Here is a 23,105-nt window from a genome sequence, read left to right on the forward strand (position 1 = left end):
TGTCAGTGCTTCTTCTTCGGCGGGATCAGGTCGGTGATCGTGCCTTCGAACATCTCGGCGGCGAAGTTGATCGTCTCCGAGAGGGTCGGGTGCGGGTGGATGGTCAGGCCCAGGTCGGTCGCATCCGCGCCCATCTCGATCGCCAGCGCCACCTCGGCGATCAGGTCGCCGGCGTTGGGGCCGACGATCCCGGCGCCGAGCACGCGGTCGGTCTCGGGGTCGAAGATGACCTTGGTCAGGCCCTCGTCGCGGCCGAGCGACAGCGACCGGCCGGAGGCCGCCCACGGGAACACGCCCTTGCCGATCTTGATCCCCTGCGCCTTGGCTTGGGTCTCGGTCAGGCCGACGAAGGCGACCTCCGGGTCGGTATAGGCGACGCCGGGGATGACGAGGGCGTCGAAGACGCGGTTCATCCCCGCGATCACTTCCGCCGCGACCTTGCCCTCATGCACCGCCTTGTGGGCGAGCATCGGCTGGCCGACCACGTCGCCGATGGCGAAGATGCCCGGCACGTTGGTCTTCATCTGCTTGTCGACGGGGATGAAGCCGCGCTCGTCCACCGTGACGCCGGCCTTTTCCGCACCGATCAGCTTGCCGTTCGGCTTGCGGCCGACCGCAACCAGCACCTTATCGAAGACGTCCGAGAACGGGCCGTTCGGCCCTTCGAGCGAGACTTCGAGGCCGGTGGCGAGCGCCTTGACCGCCGTCACCTTGGTCTTGAGGTGGATCGCCTCGAAGCGCTTCTCCATGCGCTTTTGCAGCGGCTTCACCACGTCCGGGTCGGCGCCGGGGATCAGCTGGTCCATGAACTCGACGACAGTGATCTTCGTGCCGAGCGCGTCGTAGACCGTCGCCATCTCCATGCCGATGATGCCGCCGCCGATGACGAGCATCCGCTTCGGGATGTCGGCCAGCGCCAGCGCGCCGGTCGAAATCGATCACGCGCGGGTCGTCGTGCGGGATGAACGGCAGCGTCACCGGCTCGGAGCCGGCGGCGATGATGCAGTTGTCGAACGTCACCGTCTTGGTGCCGTCCTCGCCCTTCACCTCGATGGCGTTGGCGCCGACGAAGCTGCCGACCCCCTTCACCACCGTCACCTTGCGCCCCTTGGCAAGACCGGAGAGACCGCCGGTCAGCTTGCCGATGATGCTCTCCTTCCAGCCGCGCAGCTTGTCGATGTCGACCTGCGGCGCGGCGAAGGTGACGCCGAAGTGCCCCATCTCCTCGGACTCGGTGATGACCTTCGCGCCGTGCAGCAACGCCTTCGACGGGATGCAGCCGACGTTGAGGCAGACGCCGCCGAGCGAGGGATTGCGCTCGATCAGCACCACCTTCTTGCCGAGATCGGCGGCGCGGAACGCCGCCGTGTAGCCGCCCGGACCGGAGCCCAGCACCACCACCTCGGCGTGCAGGTCGCCGCCCGACACCTGCCGGCCCGGCGCCGGGGCCGGGGTGGCGGCCTTCGGCGCCTCTGCCTTCGGAGCTGGCGCGGCGCTCGCGCCATCGGCTTCGAGCGTGAGGATGACGGAGCCCTCGGAGACCTTGTCCCCCGCCTTCACCGCGATCGCCTTGACCTTGCCGGCCTGCGGCGAGGGCACCTCCATCGTCGCCTTGTCGGACTCGAGCTCGACGATCGGGTCTTCCTTGGCAACGGTGTCGCCGACGTTCACCAGCACCGTGACGACAGGCACGTCCTTGAAGTCCCCGATGTCGGGGACCTTGACTTCTACATCAGCCATGACTTCGCCCCCCTCAGAGCAGCAGGTTGCGCGGATCTTTGAGCAGCGTGCCGAGCTTCACGAGGAAGCGCGCGGCCAGAGCCCCGTCGATGGCGCGGTGATCGTAGGAGAGCGAAAGCGGCAGCATGTTGCGCGGAACGAACTCCGAGCCATTCCACACCGGCGCCATCTTCGAGCGGCTGACGCCGAGGATGGCGACTTCCGGCGCGTTGACGATCGGCGTGAAGCTGGTGCCGCCGATGCCGCCGAGCGAGGAGATCGTGAAGGTCGCGCCCTGCATGTCGGGGCCCTTCAGCTCGCCCTTGCGCGCCTTGGAGCTGAGCGTGCCGATGTCCTTGGACAGCTCGATGATGCCCTTGGAGTCGGCGTTCTTCACCACCGGCACCACGAGGCCGTTCGGCGTATCGGCGGCGAAGCCGATGTTGTAGAACGACTTCTTGATCAGCTTGTCGCCGTCCGGGTGGATCGACGAGTTGACCTCCCAGTGCTCCTTCAGCGCCGAGACGCAGGCCTTGATGAGGAAGGTCAGCATCGTGACGCGATAGCCGTCTTCCTTGGCCTTGGTGTCGAGCTCCTTGCGGTACTTGTCGAGCTCGGTGATGTCCGCTTCGTCATTGTTGGTGACGTGCGGCACGTTGAGCCACGACCTGTGCAATGCCGGGCCGGAGATCTTCTTGATCCGGGCCATCTCGACGTTCTCGATCGCGCCGAACTTCGAGAAGTCGACGACCGGGATCGGCGGGATGCCCATGCCGCCCGAGGCGGCCGGGGCTGCCGCGGCGGCAGGAGCGGCCGTCTTCTTGAACGAGCCGGTGATGTCCTCGCGCAGAATGCGGCCCTTGCGGCCCGATCCGGTGACGGACGAAAGGTCGACGCCAAGCTCGCGGGCGAACTTCCGGACCGACGGCGAGGCGTGCGGCTGGCCACCGGCGGCGGCACGGGCCGCATCGTCGGCGGTCGGCTTGCGGTCGGAGGAGGCACCGGCAGAGGCGGCGCTGACCGGCGCGGCGGACTCGGGCGCCGGCGCGGCGGCGGGCGCGCCGCCCGCGGTTTCCAGCGTCAGGATGACGGAGCCCTCGGAGACCTTGTCGCCCTCCTTGACCTTCACATCCTTGACCTTGCCGGCCTGCGGCGCAGGGACTTCCATCGTCGCCTTGTCGGACTCGAGCTCGACGATCGGATCGTCCTTGGCGATGGTGTCGCCGGCCTTGACCAGCACCGTCACCACCGGCACGTCCTTGAAGTCGCCGATGTCCGGCACCTTCACCTCGACGGTGCCGCCCGCGGCGGCCGGGGCCGCCGCGGGCGCCGCCGCCGGAGCCGCGGCGGGCGCGGCCGCAGCCCCTGCCCCGCCGGCGGTCTCGAGCATCAGCACGACGGACCCCTCGGAGACCTTGTCGCCCTCCTTGATCTTCACTTCCTTGACGGTGCCGCCTTCGGGGGCGGGCACCTCCATGGTGGCCTTGTCGGACTCAAGCTCGACGATCGGATCTTCCTTCGAGATCGTGTCCCCAGCCTTCACCAGCACGGTGACGACGGGCACATCCTTGAAATCGCCGATATCCGGCACCTTGACTTCTATGGTCGCCATCTCGTTTCCCCCGTCCCTATCTTACGCCGTGCGCGGGTTGATCTTGGCCGGGTCGATCGCGTACTTCGCATACGCTTTCTCGACGTCGGCGCCGGTGAGCTTGCCCTCCTTGAAGAGGGCGTAGACCGCGGTCGCGGCAATGTGGTTCGCATCGACCTCGAAGTGGCGCCGCAGCGCCACCCGGCTGTCGGAGCGGCCGAACCCGTCGGTGCCGAGCGTGTGGAACGCCTGCGGCACGAACGCGCGGATCTGCTCCGAGTAGTTCTTCATGTAGTCCGTGACGGCGATCACCGGCCCGGTCGCGTCCTTCAGCGCCTCGGTGACATACGGCACCCTGGGCTCGCTGGTCGGATACATCCGGTTCGAGCGCTCCACGTCCTGCGCCTCGCGGGCCAGCTCGTTCATGCTGGTCGCGACCCAGAGGTCGGAGGTGATGCCGAAATCCGCCTCGAGCAGCTCGGCCGCCTTCATCGCCTGCTGGAAAATCGTGCCGGACGACATCAGGTTGACGTGGCGATCGGCCGGCTTCTCCGCCTTCGAGAAGCGGTAGAGCCCCTTGACGATGCCCCGCTCGACGCCCTCGGGCATGGCCGGGTGATGGTAGTTCTCGTTGCAGACGGTCAGGTAGTAATAGACGTCCTCCTGCTCCGCGAACATCCGGCGCAGGCCGTCCTGCACGATGACTGCCAGCTCGTAGCCGAACACCGGGTCATAGGTGATGCAGTTCGGGATGGTGCCGGCGATGATGTGGCTGTGGCCGTCCTGGTGCTGCAGGCCCTCGCCGTTCAGCGTGGTCCGCCCGGCGGTGCCGCCGAGCATGAAGCCGCGCGCCCGGCTGTCGCCTGCCGCCCAGGCGAGATCGCCGATCCGCTGGAAGCCGAACATCGAGTAGTAGATGAAGAAGGGGATCATCGGCACGCCGTGGACCGAGTAGGCGGTCGCCGCGGCGATCCAGTCGGCCATGGCGCCGGCCTCGTTGATGCCTTCCTGCAGCACCTGCCCGTCCTTGCTCTCCCTGTAGTAGGAGAGCTGGTCGGCGTCCTGGGGCGTGTAGTTCTGGCCCTTGGGGTTGTAGATGCCGATCTGGCGGAACAGGCCCTCCATGCCGAAGGTCCGGCTCTCGTCCGGGACGATCGGCACCACGGACTTGCCGACGTTCTTGTCGCGCAGCAGCGTGTTCAGGATGCGGACGAAGGCCATCGTCGTCGAGATCTGGCGCTCGCCGGTGTCCTTCAGCAGCGCGTCGAAGGCGGACAGCTCCGGCACCTGCAGCTTGGCCGCATCCTTGTGCTTCCGCTGCGGGAAGGAGCCGCCGAGCGCTTCGCGGCGCGACAGCATGTAGTCTTTCTGCGCGTTGCCGAGTTCCACATAGGGTGCCTTGGCCACGTCCTCGTCGGAGACGGGGATGTCGAAGCGGTCACGGAAGGCGCGGAGCTGGTCCTCGACCATCTTCTTCTGCTGATGGCTGATGTTCTGGCCTTCGCCGGCATCACCCATGCCGTAGCCCTTGACCGTCTTGACGAGCAGGACGGTCGGCTGGCCCTCGGTCTTCACCGCGCGGTCGAAGGCGGCGTAGACCTTCGCCGGATCGTGCCCGCCGCGGCGCAGCGCCCAGATCTCGGCGTCGGTCCAGCCCTCGACCATCTTCGCGGTCTCCGGGTACTTGCCGAAGAAATGCTCGCGGATATAGGCCCCGTCCTTCGCCTTGAAGGTCTGGTAGTCGCCGTCGACCGTCTCCTCCATGAGCTGGCGGAGCTTTCCGGTCTCGTCGTTCTCGAGGAGCTTGTCCCAGCCCGAGCCCCAGATGAGCTTGATGACGTTCCAGCCGGCGCCGCGGAAGTCGCCCTCCAGCTCCTGGATGATCTTGCCGTTGCCGCGCACCGGGCCGTCGAGGCGCTGGAGGTTGCAGTTGATGACGAAGATCAGGTTGTCGAGGCCCTCGCGCGCGGCGAGGCCGATGGCGCCGAGGCTCTCCGGCTCGTCCATCTCGCCGTCGCCGAGGAAGGCCCAGACCTTGCGGTCGGCCATGTCGATCAGGCCGCGGTTGTGCATGTATTTCATGAACCGGGCCTGATAGATCGCCATCAGCGGCCCGAGACCCATGGAAACCGTGGGGAACTGCCAGTAGTCGGGCATCAGCCACGGGTGCGGATACGACGACAGCCCCTGCCCGCCCGTCTCGGAGCGGAAGTTGTCGAGCGTCTCGGCCGAAAGTCGCCCTTCCATGAAGGAGCGCGCGTAGATACCCGGGATCGCGTGACCCTGGAAGAACACGAGGTCGCCGCCGTGCGTGTCCGACCGGGTGCGCCAGAAATGGTTCAGGCCGATGTCATAGAGCACCGCCGAGGACGCGAAGGAGGCGATGTGCCCGCCGTACTCGCTCGACTTCTTGTTGCGGCGGACCACCGTCGCCATGGCGTTCCAGCGGTTGATGGTGCGGATGCGCCACTCGAGCCCGAGGTCGCCCGGATAGGGCGGCTGCTGGTCCGGCGGGATGGTGTTGACGTAGGCCGTGGTCGAGCCGAACGGCAGGTTCGCGCCGCGCGACCGGGCGGCGGCGACGGCCTGGTCGAGAAGGAAGTGCGCGCGCTCGGTGCCATCGCGGTCGATGACGTCCTCGACGCTCTCGAGCCACTCTCGGGTTTCGGATGGATCGAGATCCGGCGTGTCGGTCATATGTTTCCTCCGTCGACATTGCATTCGTCCGGCCGAGAGTGACCGGCGAAGATCATCTTGCCCCGGCCACGCCGCCGTTGGCGGGCGCGGGGAAAAGCAGTCTTTCACTCGTGGGAAGAAGCCGCAAGCGCGCTCTCGTGCCCCCGACCGGGAACATGTTCGTTGTCGCGCTTGATTGTTCCTCCCCGCGATCTACGACCAAGGTGTTAGGTCCCGGGCTCATTTGACGCAAGGGAAGATGCGGCATAACGGATCCGCACGGCGCGCATGGGTGCGACATCTCGGCATGCGGTGAACGCTTGGAATCATTCGCCCCATGTGATACTGCTTGGCGCATTGTGATTATTCCGCGCTACCTGCGCAAATCACAGATCCTGTCGATTTTTAGCAGATTCTGGATCGCATATTTCGTGCGATCATTAATCACCTCAATAGAGTTCGATTTTTGATCGAGAACTCTTCTTTTTCTCAGAGGATAGTCTTATGCCTGTAGGCACCCTTACACGAAAGCTTTCGATCAGCGAGAACCCCGCGCTTCGCTCGTTTCGCGTGGCCGGTGCGGCGGAGATCGACGCAAGGCGCGCCACTCTGCCCTGGCTCGGCGATGCGATCGCGCCAGCCGCACGCACGCCGAACAACCGCGGTGCGTACCAGCACTTCCAGAACGGCTCGATCTACACCGGCCCGGGCGGTACGTTCGAGGTCCACGGGGCGATCTATGCCAAGTGGGCAAGCCTCGGCTGGGAGCAGGGCTTCCTCGGCTTTCCGTTGACCGACGAGAGCGGAACGCCCGACGGCGTCGGCCGGTACAATCACTTCGAGGGCGGCTCGATCTACTGGACGCCCGCGACCGGCGCGCGGGAGATCCACGGCGACATCCGCCTCAAGTATGCTGCGCTCGGCTGGGAACGCTCCTTCCTCGGCTACCCTGTGTCCGACGAGCACGACGGCCCCGGCGGAACCCGCGTCAGCGACTTTCAGGCCGGCCAGATCGGCTGGTCGCCCCGCTCCGGCGCCGCGGTTGCGGCGACGAGCTTCGTTCCCGGCCCGGGCGGCGGCCTGCAGCCGCAGGGTCTCGGCGGCGACGGCACGCCGGAGGTGCGCCGTCGCGTCACCGTCAACGCCCACATGGAGCTGACCGACGACGAGACGTTCGGATCCGACGAGCACAACTCGGGCGACAAATCCGGCGAGGTGCTCGTCACCAGCGAGAATCCGCAGGAAATCATCAACATGGTGGTGAAGGCCGGCGGCGAGATGCGGGTGGAATTGCCGATCAGCGTTCAGGCGCGCGCCAGCGGCGACACCAAGGCGACCGGCACCGCCAAGCTCTACGAGGGGACGAGCGAGGAAACCGACGACCTCGACGGCACGCTCGATGTCGACTTCCTGATCCCGCGGGATGGCTTCATCTCGAAGGAATACACGATCCGAAACACCGACGAGGGCGGCGACTTTGCCGTCATCAAGCTGACGGCCAGCAACTTCCCGGCCTGATCGCTGCGACAAGGCGGGGATCGCCCTGGTCCCCGCCTTCCCCCGCGCATCACCGTGCAGGGGGCAGGGCATCGAGGAAGGCGAACGCGGCGTCGATGGCGGCGGCCGTCGCCTTCGGGTCGAACTCGAGCGTGCTGAGCGCGGCCTTGTCCTGCTGGTCGAAGCCGTGGTCGGCACCGGCGAGGGTCAGGCTTTCGATCGGCGATCCGCGCGCGGCCATGCGCGCGGCGATGGCGGCGCAGTCGGCGGGGTCGACGATGCTGTCCTCGCCAGCCATCACCAGCAGGGTCGGCACCGGGCGGCGCCAGCCGTCCGGGTTCGCCCGGCTCGCCTCGCCGCAGTAGGGATAGAGCAGCACGACCCCGGCGAGCCCGCGCAGCGGGTCGCCCGAATCGGGCGCCGCGGAGAGGTTGAAGGGCAGCGCCGCCGGCGGGTCGAGCGCCAGCAGATCCATGATGGCCCAGCCGCCGTGCGACGCGCCGAGCAGCACCAGCCGCGTCGGGTCGACGAAATCCATCCGTCGCGCGTCGGCCAGCGAGACCAGCACGTCCCCGGCGCGCTCCGAGCCCATCAGGACCTGCCCGGCGCAGACCAGCCGCCAGCGTTCGAGGTCGTCGAGGCCGCGCGGCGTATGGCTGTCCACGATGATGCTGGCCCAGCCGTGGGAGACCAGCGCCGCGCTCCAGCGGTCCATGCTGTCCCGCGGGCCGTCGCAGCCGGAATAGAGGAGCGCGGTCGGAAACGGCCCCGGCCCCTCCGGCTTTGCCACGCGATACCAGGGCGAGAGCACCGCCGAAAGCTCGGCCGGCGTGCTCTGCCGGACAACGAGGCCGGTATAGTGGCCGACGACGTTCCCGCCGACGGCCAGCGCCGCCAGCACGGCGCCGAGGCCGAGCCAGCGCGCCAGCCGGCGGTGCCTCACCCCTTCGGCTCCTCCCGCTTGCCGGCAAAGTACGCCTTGAGCTGCGCCACCTTGTCCGGGGTCACGCCGGCCGGGTCCGTCACGGCCACCCACGCGTCGATGTAGTGCTCCGGCGCGAAGTAGTGCCCGTGGCCGATCGGCACGGCCAGCGCGATCGCCATGTCGAGGGTGAGTTGCAGGAACGTCACCACCGGATACCAGCTCAGGTAGGGCGAGACGTCCGGCCCGACCGGCGCCTTCATCCAGTCCGGCCGCCGCCAGATCGAACTCGGGTCGAAGAAGGTGATCGGATCGCTGGCGTACTGCAGGTAGACCATGCGCAGCGGGCCCCACGTCGCCCCGGGGATCTGGGTGTGATCCTCCTGGTTGGTGAAGCGGATGACCGAGCCGTCGCCGAAGCGCGGCAGCCACTCCGGCGAGCCGGGCTCGCGCTCGCGCGTGGCCGACCACCACCCGGGCGTCGAGAACGGCGGGCCGCTCCACACCGCGCCGTTGAACGGATCGGCCAGCACCTCATGGAGCCGGAACGACTGGTCCGAGCCATAGGCCCCGAGGCTCAGGCCCTGAAGGTAGAGCTTCGGCCGGTGGTCCTTCGGCAGATGCGTCCAGTGCTGGTAGACCGCGCGGAACAGCGCCCTGCCCGCCTCGGCGCTGTTGCCCGGCTCCACGAGCAGCGAGATCCAGCTGGTCAGATAGGAATACTGCTGGCCGACGATGGCCGTGTCGCCGTTGTGGAGATATTCGAGCGTGTCCATCGCCGCCGGATCCATCCAGCCCGTGCCGGTCGGCGTCACCACCACGAGGACGGAACGGTCGAACGCCCCGACCCGGATCAGCTCCTGAAGCGCCAGCTCGGCGCGGGCGTCCGCCCCCTCGGCTGAGTTGAGGCCGACATAGACCCGGATCGGCTCCTTGGCTGGCGCGCCGGTTTCCGCGGTGATCTCGGCAGCGGTCGGGCCCGAGGCGATGAAGTCGCGCCCGGCCCGGCCGATCCCCTCCCATCCGACCAGCGACGCCGGGCTGCCGGTCTTGGCCGGGTCCGCCGGCTGGGCCACGTCGGGCTCAATCAGCGCATCGAACGCGCGGAACGAGGCGTCGGCCATGTTGAGGAAGCCGCGCACCAGCACGCCGTCGGCGACGAGGAAGAAGACCAGCGCCGCGCCGATCAGCCCGAGGCCGCGCGCGGCGCGCAGCGACATGTGCCGCGCCGCCCGGCGCTCGACCAGGCGGATGAGCAGCAGGAACAGCCGCGAGAGCAGCACGCAGATCAGAAAGACGACGATCGCCACACCCGCGATCTGGAACGGCCCGCTCGATTGAACCGGCGGCATGCCCATGAGCGAGCGGATCGAGTTCTGCCACAGCGTCGACCGCCAGAGGTAGACCAGCACCACCACCACGGCGATCGCCGCGCCTGCCCAGGTGGCCGGCCGGCGGATCCGTTCGGGGGGCACCGGCAGGTGCATCCAGCACCAGATGCCACCGGCGAGATTGCCGATCCCGTAGCCGACGGCAAAGCTCAGGCCGCCGAGCGCGCCCTGCAGCACCGGCGCGCGTGGGATGAGCGATGGGGTCAGAGAGAAGGCGAACAGGATGGCGCCGATGACCAGCCCGATGCCGGAGAACGATTTCCACAGCGCCCCGACGCGCTCCAGAGCGCCGGCGGCGCGGCCCCGCGCCGCGGCGTCCGATCCCGTTTCACTCACTGCCTTGCACCCTCTCGCTGCCTGCGTCGTCGGTCCTCTTAGCAGGCGGCATCGCGCCACGGAACCCGCGGAAACGTCACCGTCGGCCGCACCTGCGCCCGGATGCCGGCCCACGCCGGGGCGGCCGCAAGTCGGCCTTCTCTCCCCGCGACACCTCTGCTAGCGGGTGAGCCCGTGCGCCATAGGGAGGGATGCCAAATGCCGAACCGCAAGCTCGTCGCCGGAAACTGGAAGATGAACGGTCTCGCCGCCGCGGTTGCGATGCTCGACGAACTGGTGGCGGCCCAGCCGGCTCCCGCCTGCGATATCCTGATCTGCCCGCCCGCGACCCTGGTCGCCCGCCTTGCCGGCGGCGCCGTTCCGATCGGCGGGCAGGATTGTCACTGGGCGGTCTCGGGCGCACACACGGGCGACATCGCCGCCGAGATGCTGGCAGACGCCGGTGCGACCGCGGTGATTCTCGGCCACTCCGAGCGGCGCGCCGACCATGGCGAGACCGACATCACCGTGTCGAAGAAGACCCATGCGGCATGGCGCGCGGGTCTGCTCGCCATCGTCTGCGTCGGCGAGACGGAAGCGCAGCGCGATGCGGGCGAGACGCTCGATGTCGTTGGCCGGCAGCTCGCCGCCTCGGTGCCGGACGGCGCGACGGCCGCGACGCTCGCCATCGCCTACGAGCCGGTCTGGGCGATCGGAACCGGCCGAACCCCGTCGATCGCCGAGATCGCGCAGGTCCACGACTTTCTCCGGGCCGCGCTGGTCGACCGCTTCGGGCAGGAGGTCGGCGCCGGTATCCGGCTGCTCTACGGCGGGTCGGTGAAGCCGGGGAACGCGGCGGAGATCTTCACCGTCGGGAACGTCGACGGTGCGCTCGTCGGCGGTGCCTCGCTGACCGCGAAGGACTTCGGCGGCATCATCGCCGCTGCCTGAATACGCGAAGGGCGCCGGCCAACCAGCCGGCACCCTTCGATAATTCCGTCGCTGGGGGAGGTCAGCCGGCGCGGCGCCGCGTCTCCATCAGCGAAATGCCGTAGTGCGCGGCCAGCCGCTCCAGCGCGATCTTGAGCACCACCTTGCCGGAGCGCGCCGACCAGCCGAGCCGCTTTTCCGCCGTCTCGAGCCCTTCGAGGAAGCAGCAGATGCGGAACACGATGTCCGACAGCCCCGGCCCCAGCGCCTCCATGGCCTTCGCGACGCGCGCCCGCGCATCGGCGGGGCCCTCGCCCGGCCCGCACAGGGCCGACACGCCGCGGTCGGAGCCGGCGGTCAGGAACTTTTCCCAGTTCTGCGTCACCCGCGGGCCCATCTGCGCCAGCTCGAAATCCTCGCGCAGCCGCTCCCCCGCCTCGATCAGATCGGCGGACAGGTAGGCCGAACCGCCCTTGTCGCGCTTGCGGCCCAGCACCGACAACGGGCTCTCGGCGAGGTTGAAACGCAGCCGGCGCTCACCCGAGCCGTCGTCGGCCGGCACGGTGCGCTCGGCAAAGAAGCGGTGCTGCGCCTGGAACGGCGTCTGCGCCTCGGCAAAGCCTTCCGGCGCCGGCCGCCCGTGGCGCTCGTCGGTCAGGAGCCGCTTCAGCGCCGCCCGGCCGACCGCCGTGATGGAGTAGCAGGCGATCTTGCCCGCCTTGTCGCAGGCGATCCACTCCTGCAGGGCGAAGGCGTGCGCCACCTCGCGATCGACCACCGCGATGCGATTGGTCCGCCCCGGCACCACCTCGCGCAGGACCACCGCCTTTTCCATCGTCGGCGCCACGGCGAGGAAGGCACCCTTCTCGCAGAGCCGGCGCAGGATGCGCCGCGCCTCGCGCTCGATGCGCGGGTCGGAGCGATCGTCGGTCGCGCGAACGGGTTTGGCCATGAGCACCTCCTTGATATCCGCCGCGGGCGCCGGGGCCGCGGCCAGGGTCTTCGCCACCCGGTCGAGCGCCTCGTCGACGAGCGGGTCGTCGCGCAGCGCCTCGACCCGTCGCACCTGCCGCAGCACCGTGGAGGCGTGGCAGCCCCGGGCGCGGGCAAGCTCGCGCAGCGCGAGACCTTGCGAGACGTGGGCGAGATAGACAGCGGCAGCCTCGGGAACCCAGGCTGGGATCGTGCCGGAGCCCTCGGTCGAGGGCGGGAAGCATGGATCGTCTTGGGAAGACGGGAGCACGCGAGACCGCTCCTTTCACGATAGTTTTCGCAAAACTCTCCTTAAAGTTGATTCATGAACACAACCTTACCCAGCGGAAATGATTCACTTTTCCGAAACAATTGACCGCGCGCTACACGTACTGGTTGTGCAACACCCGGTTTTCCCGACCCACGATGCAGGCACTTCAACGACAGCCTGACAGGGACAATGATGACCGACTTCGCCACCGTGCTCGCCGCCCTCCGCCGTCCGCGCATCCTGGTGCGCGCCGCGCGCTGCGGGCTCTCGGACTACCGCCGCGACCGCGACCTGAAGCGCATCCTGCGCCTGCCCAAGGCCGCCGCGGCGGCCCGCGCCCTCGACACGCTGATCGCCGAGGAGCTGCGCCTCGAGACGATCCGCACCACCGGCGAAGCCACCTACAGCCTGCAGCGCCATGTCGCCGTCCTGACCGCGCTCCTCGCCGAGGCGATGACCGTCCCGGCCTGAGCGTTCCCGCCCCGACACCGCCCCAGGGTGGTTCACGGGTTGTCATTGCCGCCCCGGTCTGGTCAGCATTCCCCGTGACCGGACGCCTCATCATCGCCTCGAACCGCATCGCCCTGCCGGGCGCCCCGAAACCCGGTGGCCTTGCGGTCGCGCTGGCCGATGCCCTCGCCGAACGCGGCGGCGGCGTCTGGTTCGGCTGGTCGGGCGAGGTGGTCGAGCGCGAGACCCGTGGCGTGCGCCTGTTTGCCGAGGGCGCCGTCGACTATGCCGTTGCCGACCTGACGCAGGACGAGCATGACGGCTACTATCTCGGCTATTCCAACCGGGCGCTCTGGCCGGTCTTCCATTACCGCGTCGACCTCGCGCATTTCGACGAGGCCGACTTCGCCGCCTACGAGCACGTCAACCGCCGCTTTGCCCGGCTGCTGGCACAGTTCACCCGCCCCGAGGACGCGGTCTGGATCCACGACTACCACTTCCTGCTCATGGGCCAGGAAATGCGCGCCTCCGGCTGGGATGGCCGCATGGGGTTCTTCCTGCACATCCCGTTTCCCGCCCCGGAGATCTTCTCGGCGCTGCCACAACACCAGCGCCTCGCGCGGGGGCTCTGCGCCTACGATCTCGTGGGGTTTCAGACCCACCGCGACACCGCGAACTTCCGCCGCTACCTGATCGAGACGGCCGGCGCGGTCGAGCAGGATCACCGGACGCTGCGCGTCTTCGACCGCACCGTGCGCATCGAGACCTTCTCGATCGGCATCGACCCGGACGAATTCGCAAGCCTGCCGGACAGCGAGGACGGTCGCGCAGCCGCCGACCGCCTCGGCCGGATCACCGAGAACCGGGCGCTGGTGATCGGCGTCGATCGCATGGACTATTCCAAGGGCCTGCCGCAGCGCATGGAGGCATTCGGCCGCGTCCTCGACGACCACGAGGAGCTGCGCGGCCGGGTGAGCTTCGTGCAGATCGCGCCACCCTCCCGCGAGGCGGTCGATGCCTACCAGCAGTTGCGCGAACAGCTCGACCGTCTCGCCGGGCGGATCAATGCCGACTATGCCGATCTCGACTGGATGCCGATCCGCTACCTCGCGCGGAGCTATGGCCGGGGCAGCCTTGCCGGCCTCTACCGGCTGGCCCGCGTCGGATTGGTGACGCCGCTGATGGACGGGATGAACCTCGTCGCCAAGGAGTTCGTCGCGGCGCAGCAGCCGGACGATCCGGGCGCGCTGGTCCTGTCGGAATTCGCCGGCGCCGCGGAGCAGTTGCAGGCGGCGATTCTGGTCAATCCGCACGATATCGCCGGCACCGCCGATGCGATCGTGCGTGCCCTCTCGATGCCGGTCGAGGAACGGCGCGAGCGCTGGCAGAGCCTCGTCGCCAACGTCCGGGAGCAGGATATCGGCTGGTGGCGCAAGGCGTTCCTCGCCGCGCTTGTCGAGCCGTGAGCCAGCCGGACGATCTCGACGCCTTCCGGCTCGACGCCGGCGATGCGCTGTTTCTCGACTTCGACGGCACGCTCGCCGAGCTTGGCCCCGATCCCGACGCCATCGCGCTGCCCCCCGGTGCGGCGGAGGCGCTGGTCCGCCTCGCCGCCCGGCTCGGCGGCGCGCTGGCGCTGCTGAGCGGGCGCGACATCCGCGATCTGGCCCGGCGCACCCCCGCCCAGGTCTGGCGCCTCGGTGGACACGGGCTCGAGACCCTGCCGCCCGGCGCGCCGGTGCCGCCGCCACCACCGGCGCTCGCAGCGGCCGTGCTCGCGCCGCTCCACGCCATGGTGGCGATGCCGGGCGTGCGGCTGGAGCTGAAGGGCCCCGTCGCGGCGCTGCACTACCGCGCCGCGCCGGATGCCGAGGCCGCCTGTCTCGCCGCCGCGAACGAGGCGGCCCGTCTCGCACCGGACCTCGTGGCGCAGGCGGGCAAGATGGTGGTCGAGGTCAAGCCCGTGACCGCCCACAAGGGCACCGCGCTGCGCCGCCTGATGCAGGCGGCGCCCTTCGCCGGGCGCCGGCCGGTCATGCTCGGCGACGACACCACCGACGAGGACGCCATCGCCGCGGCGCAGGACCTTGGCGGCGTCGGCATCAAGGTCGGCCCTGGCCCGAGCGCCGCCCGCCTGCGCACCCCCTCGCCCGCCAGCGTGCGGGCGTGGCTGGCCCGGGCCGGATCGCCTCACGGCTGAACGTCAGATCTCCCGCCTCCAGATCTCCCGGCGCAGCCGCGCCGTGCGATAGGCGTCGAGGATCGCCATGGCGTAGACAAAGACCCCGCCGGCGAGCTTTCCCACCACCGAAACCGACGGATCGGCGGTGAGCAGCGTCAGCGTGCCGAGCAGCAGGATGAAGAAGACGAAGACCAGCCCGCGCTGCGGCTGCCGGTTCATCACCTGCCCGCAGCCCGGCAGCACGATCGCCACCAGCAGCACCAGCCAGGGATGCGGCGGACGGCGCAGCTCAGGCACGGCGCGCCACCGGAGGCTCGCTCGCCTCCGCAAGCTGCCGCGCAAGCGCGAGCAGCGTGCCGAGGCTCGCGCGCAGCGCCGCCTCCGGCACCGGCGCCCGCCCCAGGTCGGCCTCACGGAACAGAAGGTATCGCCCGCGCGGGGCTTCATCGACCAGCCGGACCAGCCGGATCCCGTTGGGTGACAGCACCACCTCCTTCAGCCGGACATCGGCGAAGAGCGGCGCGAGCCCCGCGAGAAAGCTGGCGGGCGGCAGCAGGCCCGGATCTTCCGCACGGAGCACGGCCTCGGCCGGAAAGCCCGCGGGCAGCGCCGCCTCGGCGGGCAGCGCGGCGAACGTGCTGAACGGCTCGAACCCCGACGGCCGCACGACGATCCGGCATTCGCCCCGAAGCGGCTGCGGCTCGGTCAGGGTGGCAAGCAGCCAGAGCGCCGGCAGCTTGCGGAAGGTCAGCGCGTCCGGCATGGCCCGCACCTCGATCCGCCGCCCTCCGACGCGGCCCGCGATCCGCGGGAAGCCTGCGGGGTCGAGCACGACGCGCGGCGCCGCGAGCAGCGGCAGCGCGGTGTCGAGACACGCCGCCCGCCCGCGGCGCAGCGCGCGCGCCTCGCGCCAGAGCCGGCGCAGCAGGACGGCCAGGGCGATGCCGAGGCCGACGAGCACGAGAAGGAGCAGCCAGCGGATCATCGTCACCTCGTGGCGGACCGGCCCACGCGTGCGGGCCGGTCTCCGGTCAATACCCCTGCGGCTTTGGCCAGGGCATGGTGAACTGCGCCGCCCGACTGACATAGCGGTAGCGCCGGAAATGGAACCAGAGCGACGCGACGATGTAGAAGACGATCATTGCCACGAGCTGCGTGCCGTACCCGAGGAACACCGCGAAGAACGCCACCGCGCAGAGGCAGAGCAACGCGATCGCCGGCACCGGATGGAACGGGTGCTCGTAGCCGCGCTTGATCGAGCCCATCGGCCACTTGCGCCGGAACAGAATGACGTTGAGCGGCATGAAGGTGTATTCCAGCAGCCCCGACAGGATCGAGAAGGTCACCACCTGATCGAGCGGCGCCTTCAGCGCGAAGGCGAGCGCGATCGGCACGAGGAACACGATCGAGCGATACGGTGTGCGGAAGCGCGGATGCACCGCCCCGAACCAGCCGGGCAGGTACTTGTCGCGCCCCATCGCGAACCACGCGCGCGATGCGTCGTTGATGCAGCCGTTCGCGGAGGCGAGCGTCGCGAACAGCGTGCCGATGCCGAGCAGCCAGACGAGCGGCTGGTGTCCCGAGAGCCGCGCCGCGTCGAAGAGCGGCGCCACCGAGCCGTTCACCCCGTCGCCGAGATATTCCCACGGGATCAGCCCGACACAGATGTACCAGGTGAGCGTCGCGGCGATCAGCAGCGTCATGATCCCGGCGAGCGTGCCGAAGGGCAGCGCGCGGGCGGGTGAGCGCACCTCCTCGGCCGCCTGCGTCGTGCCCTCGATCCCGAGATAGAACCAGAGACCGAAATGCACCGAGGCGAGCACCCCGATCCAGCCATAGGGCAGCGCCGCCTGCCCCGCCATCAGCTCGGCATGGTGCATCTCGCCCGTGCCGATGATGCCGGAGGTGGCAAGGAACAGCACGAGGATCGCCACGAAGGCGATGGCGGTGATGACGAGGTTGAAGGTCAGCGTCGCCAGCACGCCGCGATAGTTCAGCCAGGCGAGGAACAGGATGACGAGCACGATGAACGGCCGCTGGTCGAGCTCCGCGGCGTAGCCGGTGAGCCGCGCCACCTCGGACACGAGATAGCCCGCCGTGATCGCGTTCGCCGCCTCCAGCATGGTGTAGGCGAAGACGAGGTAGAGCCCGACGTTGAACGCCATCAGCGGCCCGATGATGTGCTTTGCCTGGGTGTACTGCCCGCCGGCCGCCGCCACGGTGGACGTGACCTCGGAGTCGATCATGGCGACGCAGGTATAGAGGATGCCCGCGAACCAGCAGGCGAGCAGCGCGGCATAGGCGCCGCCCTTCCCCACCGCGAAGTTCCAGCCCATGTATTCGCCGACGAGCACGATGCCGACGCCGAGCGCCCAGACGTGCGCCGGCCCGAGGACGCGCAGCAGGCCGACCTTGGTGCCGTGCGGGCCCATGCCGTCCATGGTCTGCGAGGTGATGTCGATGTCTGCCATCAGTGCACCCGGTGGTCTTCGGTCAGCGCCTCGAGCTCGCCCTCGCGCGAGGAGGTGAGAACCTCCTCGGGATAGCGCGCATCAGTGCGCAGCCAGTCGATGACGATATAGAGCCCGAAGACCGCGGAGAGCGCCCAGGCGGCGTATTCGAGGAACGGCCAGAAGCTCACCGCCGCGCCCTCCCTGCCCGTTCGCCGGGGCCCTCGCCGAACTTCTCGGCGATCACCTCGCGATACTCCCTGTCGGAGAAGCGCAGCATCATCACGTAGTAGCCGATGACCACCACGAACATCACGGCCAGCGCCAGCCACGAGAAGCTGTAGTCATACCGCGCGAGGATGATCGGCGCGGCCGTCGCCGGGTCGAGCCCCAGCGCCTGATACTGCGCCACCTGCGTCGCGTTCTGGCCGAGGGACTCCCAGGTCGGATCCACGATCTCGGGCACGGTCTTCGAGCCGCCGGCGAGGCCCATGTAGAGCGGGGCGTAGAGCGCGCCGAAGGTCATGGCGAGCAGCACGATCACGTCGAAGAGCTGGCTGGCCTTGCCCTGCTTCGGGGGAACGTAACGGGCCATCGCTCACCCCCGCCCGCGCTTGGCGGCGCGGCTGTCGTCGAGGAACCGGATGTCGAGCCCGTACATGAAGTCACGGTCCTCGCGGTAGTGGCGCAGCATGGCGAAGATCGCCGCGGTGTTGAACACGAGGATCACCGCCCCGGCGCAGAGCAGCAGCGTGCGCGCCGCCGGATTCGGCGCGAGGTGCCATGTGGCGGCCGCCACGAAGATGATCGCAAACCAGAGGCCGATCACGAATGCCCAGGCGACCGACATGTCGCGTCTGTGCATGGCCCCAATGCGTTCCTGAAGATCGGGCATTCGACATCTCCCTGAGCCAGCTGCCGGTGGGGTGGCCGATCCCCTTGTTTTACTGTCCGGCAAATTTGATTGCTGACAGGAAACATCGCGAAGGTGTGACTGTCAAGCACGCCGGCGTCGCCCGCCAGGGGGATCGCTTGAACGGGAGGGGGATTCCGGTCCGGGATTTGCTGTGATTCATTGGGGGGCCTCGAAGCAGCGGGGCAATCCATGTCGGGCAAGGCGTTTATCGACCATTTTTCTGCACTGGAGGACCCGCGGCAGGCTTGGAAGGTGGTCTACCCGTTGCCCGAGATCCTGCTCGTCGTGCTCTGCGCGACGCTCGGCGGGGCGGAGGACTTCGTCGAAGTGGCGCGCTGGGGCCAGAGGAAGCTCGACTTCCTGCGCCGGCTGTTGCCGTACGAGCGGGGCATCGCCTCGCATGACACCCTGAACGACGTGATGAACGCGCTGCCGGCGCCGCTCTTCGCCGAGTGCTTCACGGCTTGGGTGGAGAGCCTGCGCGAGCAGGCACCCGACATCGTGGCGATCGACGGCAAGACCTCGCGGCGGAGCCGCGCGAAGGGGAGCGATCCCCTGCACCTCGTCTCGGCCTGGGCGAGCCGGCAGCGGCTGGTGCTCGGGCAGGAGGCCGTGTCGGAGAAGTCGAACGAGATCAATGCGATCCCTCAGCTCCTCGCGCGGCTCGAGCTCGATGGGGCCCTCGTCACCATCGACGCCATGGGCTGCCAGACCGAGATCGCCAGGGCAATCCGCGGCAAGGGCGCCGACTACCTCCTCGCGCTCAAGGACAACTGGCCGGCACTTGCCGAGGAGGTGCGGCGCTACTTCGACACTGCGCCCGCCGACAGCCTCGCCAGCCACGAGACCACCGACGGCGACCATGGTCGCATCGAGGTCCGCCGCGCCTTCGTCAGCCACGACGTTGGCTGGCTCGCCTCCGACCGGCGCTTCCCCGGCGAGTGGCGCTTCCCGGACCTCGCCATGATCGGCATGGTCGAGGCCGAGGTCGAGCGCGATGCCAGAACCAGCCTCGCCCGCCGCTACTATCTTTCCTCCGCCCCCCTCACCGCCCCGGCCTTCGCCGCCGCCGTCCGCGCCCATTGGGGCATCGAGAACCGGCTCCACTGGGTGATGGACGTCGTCTTCCACGACGACCTCATGCGGCTCAGGACCGGCAGCGGGCCCGCCAACATGGCCACCATCCGCCACGCCGCTCTCAACATCGTCAAGGAGATACCCGACAAGGCCAGCCTCAAGGTCCGACGAAAGACCCTCGGATGGGACGACCAATACCTACTCGCCGCCCTCAAGCCCTCCCCCCAATGACCTTCGAGCGATCCCCCTGCGTCGCCCGCGCACCGGCAGCGGGGTTTCGCGCCGGCGAACTTGCGCCGATTCCGCCGTGGCAGCACGCTCGCGCGTTTCCCGCTGCACATGCCGGAATTTGGCGCTAGCCTCCGCGCAACAGCAGTCGAAACGGGGGAAGCAAAGTCATGCGCGAGATCGGGCATTTCATCGACGGCCGGCGGATCGACGGCACCTCGGGCCGCTTCGGCGATGTCTACAACCCCGCCACCGGCGAGGTTCAGGCGCGCGTCGCCCTCGCCTCGACGAGCGAACTCGACGCCGCGGTGGCGGGCGCCGCCGCCGCGCAGGTGCGGTGGGGAGCGACCAACCCGCAGCGCCGGGCGCGGGTGATGATGCGCTTCGTCGAGCTGCTCAACGCCAACATGGACAAGCTGGCCGAAGCCCTCTCGCGCGAGCACGGCAAGACCCTGCCGGACGCGAAGGGCGATGTGCAGCGCGGGCTTGAGGTGGCCGAGTTCTGCATCGGCGCGCCCCATCTCCTGAAGGGCGAATACACCGACTCCGCCGGCCCGGGCATCGACATGTTCTCCATGCGCCAGCCGCTCGGCGTCGTGGCCGGGATCACGCCGTTCAACTTTCCGGCGATGATTCCGATGTGGAAGATGTGCCCGGCGCTCGCCTGCGGCAACGCCTTCATCCTGAAGCCCTCCGAGCGCGCCCCCTCGGTCCCCCTCATGCTCGCCGAGCTGATGCAGGAGGCGGGGCTCCCCGACGGCGTGCTTCAGGTGCTGAACGGCGACAAGGAGGCGGTCGACGCCATCCTGAACCACCCGGAGATCATGGCGGTCGGCTTCGTCGGCTCGACGCCGATCGCGGAATACATCTACGCCAAGGGCTGCGCCGCGGGAAAGCGGGTGCAGTGCTTCGGCGGCGCGAAGAACCACATGATCATCATGCCCGACGCCGACATGGACCAGGCGGCGGATGCGCTGATCGGGGCGGGCTACGGCGCGGCCGGCGAGCGGTGCATGGCGATCTCTGTCGCGGTGCCGGTCGGCGAGGCGACGGCCGACCGGCTGGTGGCGAAGCTGATTCCCAAGGTCGAGAGCCTGAAGATCGGGCCCTATACCGCCGGCAACGACGTCGACTTCGGCCCCGTCGTGACGCGGGCGGCGCAGAAGCGCATCCTCGACCTCGTGGAATCAGGCGTGCGGGCCGGAGCGGAGCTCAAGGTCGACGGCCGCGGCTTTCGGATGCAGGGCTACGAGAACGGATTCTTCGTCGGCGCCTGCCTGTTCGACCGGGTGACGCCGGACATGGACATCTACCGCGAGGAGATTTTCGGGCCGGTGCTCTCGACCGTGCGGGCGCAGACCTACGACGAGGCGATCGAGCTGACCATGAGCAACCCCTACGGCAACGGCACGGCGATCTTCACCCGCGACGGCGACACGGCGCGCGATTTCGCCAGCCGGATCAACGTCGGCATGGTCGGGGTGAACGTGCCGATCCCGGTGCCGCTCGCCTATCACACGTTCGGCGGCTGGAAGAAGTCGGGCTTCGGCGACCTGAACCAGCACGGCCCGGACGCCTTCCGCTTCTACACCCGGACGAAGACCGTCACCGCGCGCTGGCCGTCGGGGATCAAGGAAGGGGCCGCGTTCTCCATCCCGACGATGGAGTGAAGGCCGCGCCGGCGCCGGCGTCGCCGCCCTTGACCCCGTCCCGCCTCGCGCGAAGATGGCGGGAAAGGCGGGACGGGAGGCGGCGGTGGCAGACATCTCGGTGCGGGTCGAGCGGCGCGCGGGGCGGATCACCCTCACCCGGCCGCAGGCGCTGAACGCGATCAACCACGCGATGGCCAGCGGCATCGCCGCGGCGCTCGACGGCTGGGAAAACGACCCCGCCGTCGATATCGTGCTGATCGACGGCGCGGGCGAGCGGGCGTTCTGCGCCGGCGGCGACATCGTCGAGACGTGGCGCGAGGGACGGTCGGGCGACTTCGCCAGCGCCCGGCGCTTCTGGGCCGACGAATACCGCATGAACGCCCGCATCGCCCGCTATCCCAAGCCCTATGTCGCGCTGATGCACGGCTTCACCATGGGCGGCGGCGTCGGGGTTTCGGCGCACGGCAGCCATCGGATCGTCGGCGAGTTCGACGCGTGTCGCCATGCCGGAGTGCACCATCGGCCTGATCCCCGACGTGGGCGGCACGCATCTGCTGTCGCGCGCGCCCGGCCGGCTCGGCGAATACCTCGGGCTCACCTCGGCCCGGATGAGCCCGGGAGACGCGATTCTCGCGGGCTTTGCCGACAGCTTCGTGCCGGAGGCGGCGTGGCCCGATCTGGTGGCCGATCTGGTGCGCACCGGCGACCCGGGGGTGATCCCCGCCCACCCTGCCCCGGCGGCGCCGCTCGCGGCCGTGCGCGAGGCGATCGACGATGCCTTCGAGGGCGCCGATCTCGCCAGCATCGTCGCCCGGCTCGAGGCGAGCGACTGGGGCCACGACGTGCTGAAGGGCCTGCGGCGCAATTCGCCGCTGTCGATGGCCGCGACGCTCGAGCTGGTGCGTGCCGCCCGACGCTGCCCGGGGATCGAGCTGGCGCTGCGGCGGGAGTACCGCTTCAGCTGGCGTTCGGCCGACATGGGCGACCTGCTGGAGGGCATCCGGGCGCAGGTCATCGACAAGGACCGCAACCCGACGTGGCGCGACGACCTCGACCGGGTGCGACCGGAGGACGTGGCCGCGATGCTGGCGCCGCTGGGGGAGGACGACCTCACCCTGCCCGGGCTGTGAGGAAAGTGGGATAGGATCGGTTTCGTCGGGTTCGGTGCGGCCGACGCAGGCTGCGGCGACCGGGTGCGCGCACCGACGGGCGCGCACCCGGCTCGGATCAGGCGTCCGCGTGCGCGCGCCTGGAGAAGCGCAGCAGCGTGAACAGGCCGAAGGGCGGCGCCGTGCGCTTCTCGACCACCTCGAGCGCGCCACAGCCCATCACCCGGTCCATCGGGAAATCCGAGTGCCAGCCGATCTTGTCGGCAAAGGGGGCGAGCGCTCGCTCGATCCGCGCGACCGTGCCCTCGTCCCGGGCAAAGTGGTTCAGCACGATCACCTCGCCGCCGGGCCGGCAGACCCGCGCCATCTCCGACACCACCCGCTCGGGCTCGGGAACCACCGAAACCAGATACATGGCGACCACGGTGTCGAAGCTGCCGTCGGGGAAGTCGAGCGCGCGGGCGTCCATCTCGCGCAGCGCGACCACATGGTCGAGCCCCTGGTCCATGACCCGCTCGCGGGCCTTCTTCAGCATCTCGGCCGAGTAGTCGACCCCCGTCACCTTCAGGTGCGAGCGGTAGGTCGGCAGTGACAGTCCGGTGCCGACGCCCACCTCGAGGACCGAGCCCGTGCGCCGGTTGATGTGCGCGACGGCTCGGCGCCGGCCGACGCCGGTGATCGCGCCGAACGTGGCGTCGTAGACTGGGGCCCAGCGGCGGTAGGAGCTGCGAACGGCATCGATTTCCATGAGTTCTCC

19 protein-coding genes and 2 pseudogenes are annotated in these 23,105 nt (G+C 69.1%); 8 read left to right on the forward strand and 13 right to left on the reverse strand.

What is annotated here, in order from left to right; genetic code table 11:
• Positions 1-2 precede the first annotated feature (2 nt).
• The 3 genes and pseudogenes from lpdA to aceE form a co-directional block, all read right to left on the reverse strand.
• A pseudogene (gene lpdA / locus QM699_RS07175) lies at positions 3-1,740 on the reverse strand (dihydrolipoyl dehydrogenase).
• A 13-nt stretch (positions 1,741-1,753) separates the two neighbouring features.
• The gene (gene aceF, locus QM699_RS07180; RefSeq protein WP_415010483.1) at positions 1,754-3,331 is read right to left on the reverse strand and encodes a dihydrolipoyllysine-residue acetyltransferase; all 1,578 of its coding nucleotides are present in this window, start codon (positions 3,329-3,331) and stop codon (positions 1,754-1,756) included.
• A gap of 21 nt (positions 3,332-3,352) precedes the next feature.
• Positions 3,353-6,007 carry a pyruvate dehydrogenase (acetyl-transferring), homodimeric type gene (aceE, locus tag QM699_RS07185; RefSeq protein WP_415010484.1) on the reverse strand — a complete coding sequence of 885 codons (2,655 nt, stop codon included), beginning with the start codon at positions 6,005-6,007 and terminating at the stop codon, positions 3,353-3,355.
• Between the two features lie 483 nt (positions 6,008-6,490).
• Between aceE and QM699_RS07190 the strand changes: the two genes are divergently transcribed.
• The gene (locus QM699_RS07190; RefSeq protein WP_415010485.1) at positions 6,491-7,504 is read left to right on the forward strand and encodes an LGFP repeat-containing protein; all 1,014 of its coding nucleotides are present in this window, start codon (positions 6,491-6,493) and stop codon (positions 7,502-7,504) included.
• Between the two features lie 49 nt (positions 7,505-7,553).
• Here QM699_RS07190 and QM699_RS07195 read toward each other — a convergent pair whose 3' ends face one another.
• Together QM699_RS07195 and QM699_RS07200 are read right to left on the reverse strand one after the other, a co-directional pair.
• Positions 7,554-8,426, reverse strand: a complete 873-nt coding sequence (locus QM699_RS07195; protein WP_415010486.1) for a dienelactone hydrolase family protein — start codon at positions 8,424-8,426, stop codon at positions 7,554-7,556.
• Positions 8,423-10,132: an alpha/beta hydrolase gene (locus QM699_RS07200; protein WP_415010487.1), complete on the reverse strand. Its 1,710-nt coding sequence runs from the start codon at positions 10,130-10,132 to the stop codon at positions 8,423-8,425. Before QM699_RS07200 ends, QM699_RS07195 begins: the two co-directional genes overlap by 4 nt.
• Positions 10,133-10,330: 198 nt before the next feature.
• Here QM699_RS07200 and tpiA point away from each other — a divergent pair, with 198 nt between their 5' ends.
• Positions 10,331-11,062, forward strand: a complete 732-nt coding sequence (tpiA, locus tag QM699_RS07205; protein ID WP_415010488.1) for a triose-phosphate isomerase — start codon at positions 10,331-10,333, stop codon at positions 11,060-11,062.
• Positions 11,063-11,123: 61 nt separating this feature from the next.
• Here the strand turns inward: tpiA and QM699_RS07210 are convergent, their stop codons facing one another.
• Positions 11,124-12,284 (reverse strand): DUF6456 domain-containing protein, encoded by a 1,161-nt coding sequence (locus QM699_RS07210; protein WP_415010489.1) that lies wholly within the window; start codon positions 12,282-12,284, stop codon positions 11,124-11,126.
• A 192-nt stretch (positions 12,285-12,476) separates the two neighbouring features.
• Between QM699_RS07210 and QM699_RS07215 the strand changes: the two genes are divergently transcribed.
• From QM699_RS07215 to otsB, 3 genes are all read left to right on the forward strand, one after another.
• The gene (locus tag QM699_RS07215; protein ID WP_415010490.1) at positions 12,477-12,755 is read left to right on the forward strand and encodes a DUF6477 family protein; all 279 of its coding nucleotides are present in this window, start codon (positions 12,477-12,479) and stop codon (positions 12,753-12,755) included.
• A gap of 74 nt (positions 12,756-12,829) precedes the next feature.
• Positions 12,830-14,200 carry an alpha,alpha-trehalose-phosphate synthase (UDP-forming) gene (locus QM699_RS07220; RefSeq protein ID WP_415010491.1) on the forward strand — a complete coding sequence of 457 codons (1,371 nt, stop codon included), beginning with the start codon at positions 12,830-12,832 and terminating at the stop codon, positions 14,198-14,200.
• Positions 14,197-14,934 carry a trehalose-phosphatase gene (gene otsB / locus QM699_RS07225; RefSeq protein WP_415010492.1) on the forward strand — a complete coding sequence of 246 codons (738 nt, stop codon included), beginning with the start codon at positions 14,197-14,199 and terminating at the stop codon, positions 14,932-14,934. The genes QM699_RS07220 and otsB overlap by 4 nt, the downstream gene beginning before the upstream one ends.
• A 3-nt stretch (positions 14,935-14,937) precedes the next feature.
• Here the strand turns inward: otsB and QM699_RS07230 are convergent, their stop codons facing one another.
• Genes QM699_RS07230 through QM699_RS07255 form a run of 6 tightly spaced genes read right to left on the reverse strand, consistent with a single transcriptional unit; the run spans position 14,938 to position 18,261 of the window.
• On the reverse strand, positions 14,938-15,213 hold the full coding sequence (locus QM699_RS07230; protein WP_415010493.1) for a hypothetical protein: 276 nt from the start codon (positions 15,211-15,213) through the stop codon (positions 14,938-14,940).
• Positions 15,206-15,901, reverse strand: a complete 696-nt coding sequence (locus QM699_RS07235) for a hypothetical protein (RefSeq protein ID WP_415010494.1) — start codon at positions 15,899-15,901, stop codon at positions 15,206-15,208. Before QM699_RS07235 ends, QM699_RS07230 begins: the two co-directional genes overlap by 8 nt.
• A 46-nt stretch (positions 15,902-15,947) precedes the next feature.
• Complete coding sequence (locus QM699_RS07240) at positions 15,948-17,387, reverse strand: APC family permease (protein ID WP_415010495.1); 1,440 nt, start codon at positions 17,385-17,387, stop codon at positions 15,948-15,950.
• A complete protein-coding gene (locus tag QM699_RS07245) occupies positions 17,387-17,557 on the reverse strand; it encodes a hypothetical protein (protein ID WP_415010496.1) in 171 nt (56 codons plus the stop codon). Before QM699_RS07245 ends, QM699_RS07240 begins: the two co-directional genes overlap by 1 nt.
• Positions 17,554-17,961 carry a hypothetical protein gene (locus tag QM699_RS07250; RefSeq protein ID WP_415010497.1) on the reverse strand — a complete coding sequence of 136 codons (408 nt, stop codon included), beginning with the start codon at positions 17,959-17,961 and terminating at the stop codon, positions 17,554-17,556. Before QM699_RS07250 ends, QM699_RS07245 begins: the two co-directional genes overlap by 4 nt.
• Before the next feature lie 3 nt (positions 17,962-17,964).
• On the reverse strand, positions 17,965-18,261 hold the full coding sequence (locus QM699_RS07255) for a hypothetical protein (RefSeq protein WP_415010498.1): 297 nt from the start codon (positions 18,259-18,261) through the stop codon (positions 17,965-17,967).
• 210 nt (positions 18,262-18,471) lie between these two features.
• Here QM699_RS07255 and QM699_RS07260 point away from each other — a divergent pair, with 210 nt between their 5' ends.
• From QM699_RS07260 to QM699_RS07270, 3 genes and pseudogenes are all read left to right on the forward strand, one after another.
• On the forward strand, positions 18,472-19,590 hold the full coding sequence (locus tag QM699_RS07260) for an ISAs1 family transposase (RefSeq protein ID WP_415010499.1): 1,119 nt from the start codon (positions 18,472-18,474) through the stop codon (positions 19,588-19,590).
• A gap of 167 nt (positions 19,591-19,757) precedes the next feature.
• Positions 19,758-21,257 (forward strand): CoA-acylating methylmalonate-semialdehyde dehydrogenase, encoded by a 1,500-nt coding sequence (locus QM699_RS07265; protein ID WP_415010500.1) that lies wholly within the window; start codon positions 19,758-19,760, stop codon positions 21,255-21,257.
• 85 nt (positions 21,258-21,342) lie between these two features.
• A pseudogene (locus QM699_RS07270) lies at positions 21,343-22,369 on the forward strand (enoyl-CoA hydratase/isomerase family protein).
• 97 nt (positions 22,370-22,466) lie between these two features.
• Here QM699_RS07270 and QM699_RS07275 read toward each other — a convergent pair.
• Entirely contained in the window at positions 22,467-23,096 is a 630-nt protein-coding gene (locus tag QM699_RS07275) for a class I SAM-dependent methyltransferase (protein WP_415010501.1), read from the reverse strand.
• Positions 23,097-23,105: the final 9 nt, after the last annotated feature.

The sequence above is a fragment of the Amaricoccus sp. genome, from assembly GCF_047602525.1.
Taxonomy (GTDB): domain Bacteria; phylum Pseudomonadota; class Alphaproteobacteria; order Rhodobacterales; family Rhodobacteraceae; genus Amaricoccus.

Excerpts from the sequence above, each read along its gene's own strand:
- aceF (WP_415010483.1), bottom strand. The coding sequence starts at position 3,331 with ATGGCGACCATAGAAGTCAAGGTGCCGGATATCGGCGATTTCAAGGAT.
- aceE (WP_415010484.1), bottom strand. The coding sequence starts at position 6,007 with ATGACCGACACGCCGGATCTCGATCCATCCGAAACCCGAGAGTGGCTC.
- QM699_RS07190 (WP_415010485.1), top strand. The coding sequence starts at position 6,491 with ATGCCTGTAGGCACCCTTACACGAAAGCTTTCGATCAGCGAGAACCCC.
- tpiA (WP_415010488.1), top strand. The coding sequence starts at position 10,331 with ATGCCGAACCGCAAGCTCGTCGCCGGAAACTGGAAGATGAACGGTCTC.
- QM699_RS07215 (WP_415010490.1), top strand. The coding sequence starts at position 12,477 with ATGACCGACTTCGCCACCGTGCTCGCCGCCCTCCGCCGTCCGCGCATC.
- QM699_RS07235 (WP_415010494.1), bottom strand. The coding sequence starts at position 15,901 with ATGATCCGCTGGCTGCTCCTTCTCGTGCTCGTCGGCCTCGGCATCGCC.
- QM699_RS07240 (WP_415010495.1), bottom strand. The coding sequence starts at position 17,387 with ATGGCAGACATCGACATCACCTCGCAGACCATGGACGGCATGGGCCCG.
- QM699_RS07250 (WP_415010497.1), bottom strand. The coding sequence starts at position 17,961 with ATGGCCCGTTACGTTCCCCCGAAGCAGGGCAAGGCCAGCCAGCTCTTC.
- QM699_RS07255 (WP_415010498.1), bottom strand. The coding sequence starts at position 18,261 with ATGCCCGATCTTCAGGAACGCATTGGGGCCATGCACAGACGCGACATG.
- QM699_RS07260 (WP_415010499.1), top strand. The coding sequence starts at position 18,472 with ATGTCGGGCAAGGCGTTTATCGACCATTTTTCTGCACTGGAGGACCCG.
- QM699_RS07265 (WP_415010500.1), top strand. The coding sequence starts at position 19,758 with ATGCGCGAGATCGGGCATTTCATCGACGGCCGGCGGATCGACGGCACC.
- QM699_RS07275 (WP_415010501.1), bottom strand. The coding sequence starts at position 23,096 with ATGGAAATCGATGCCGTTCGCAGCTCCTACCGCCGCTGGGCCCCAGTC.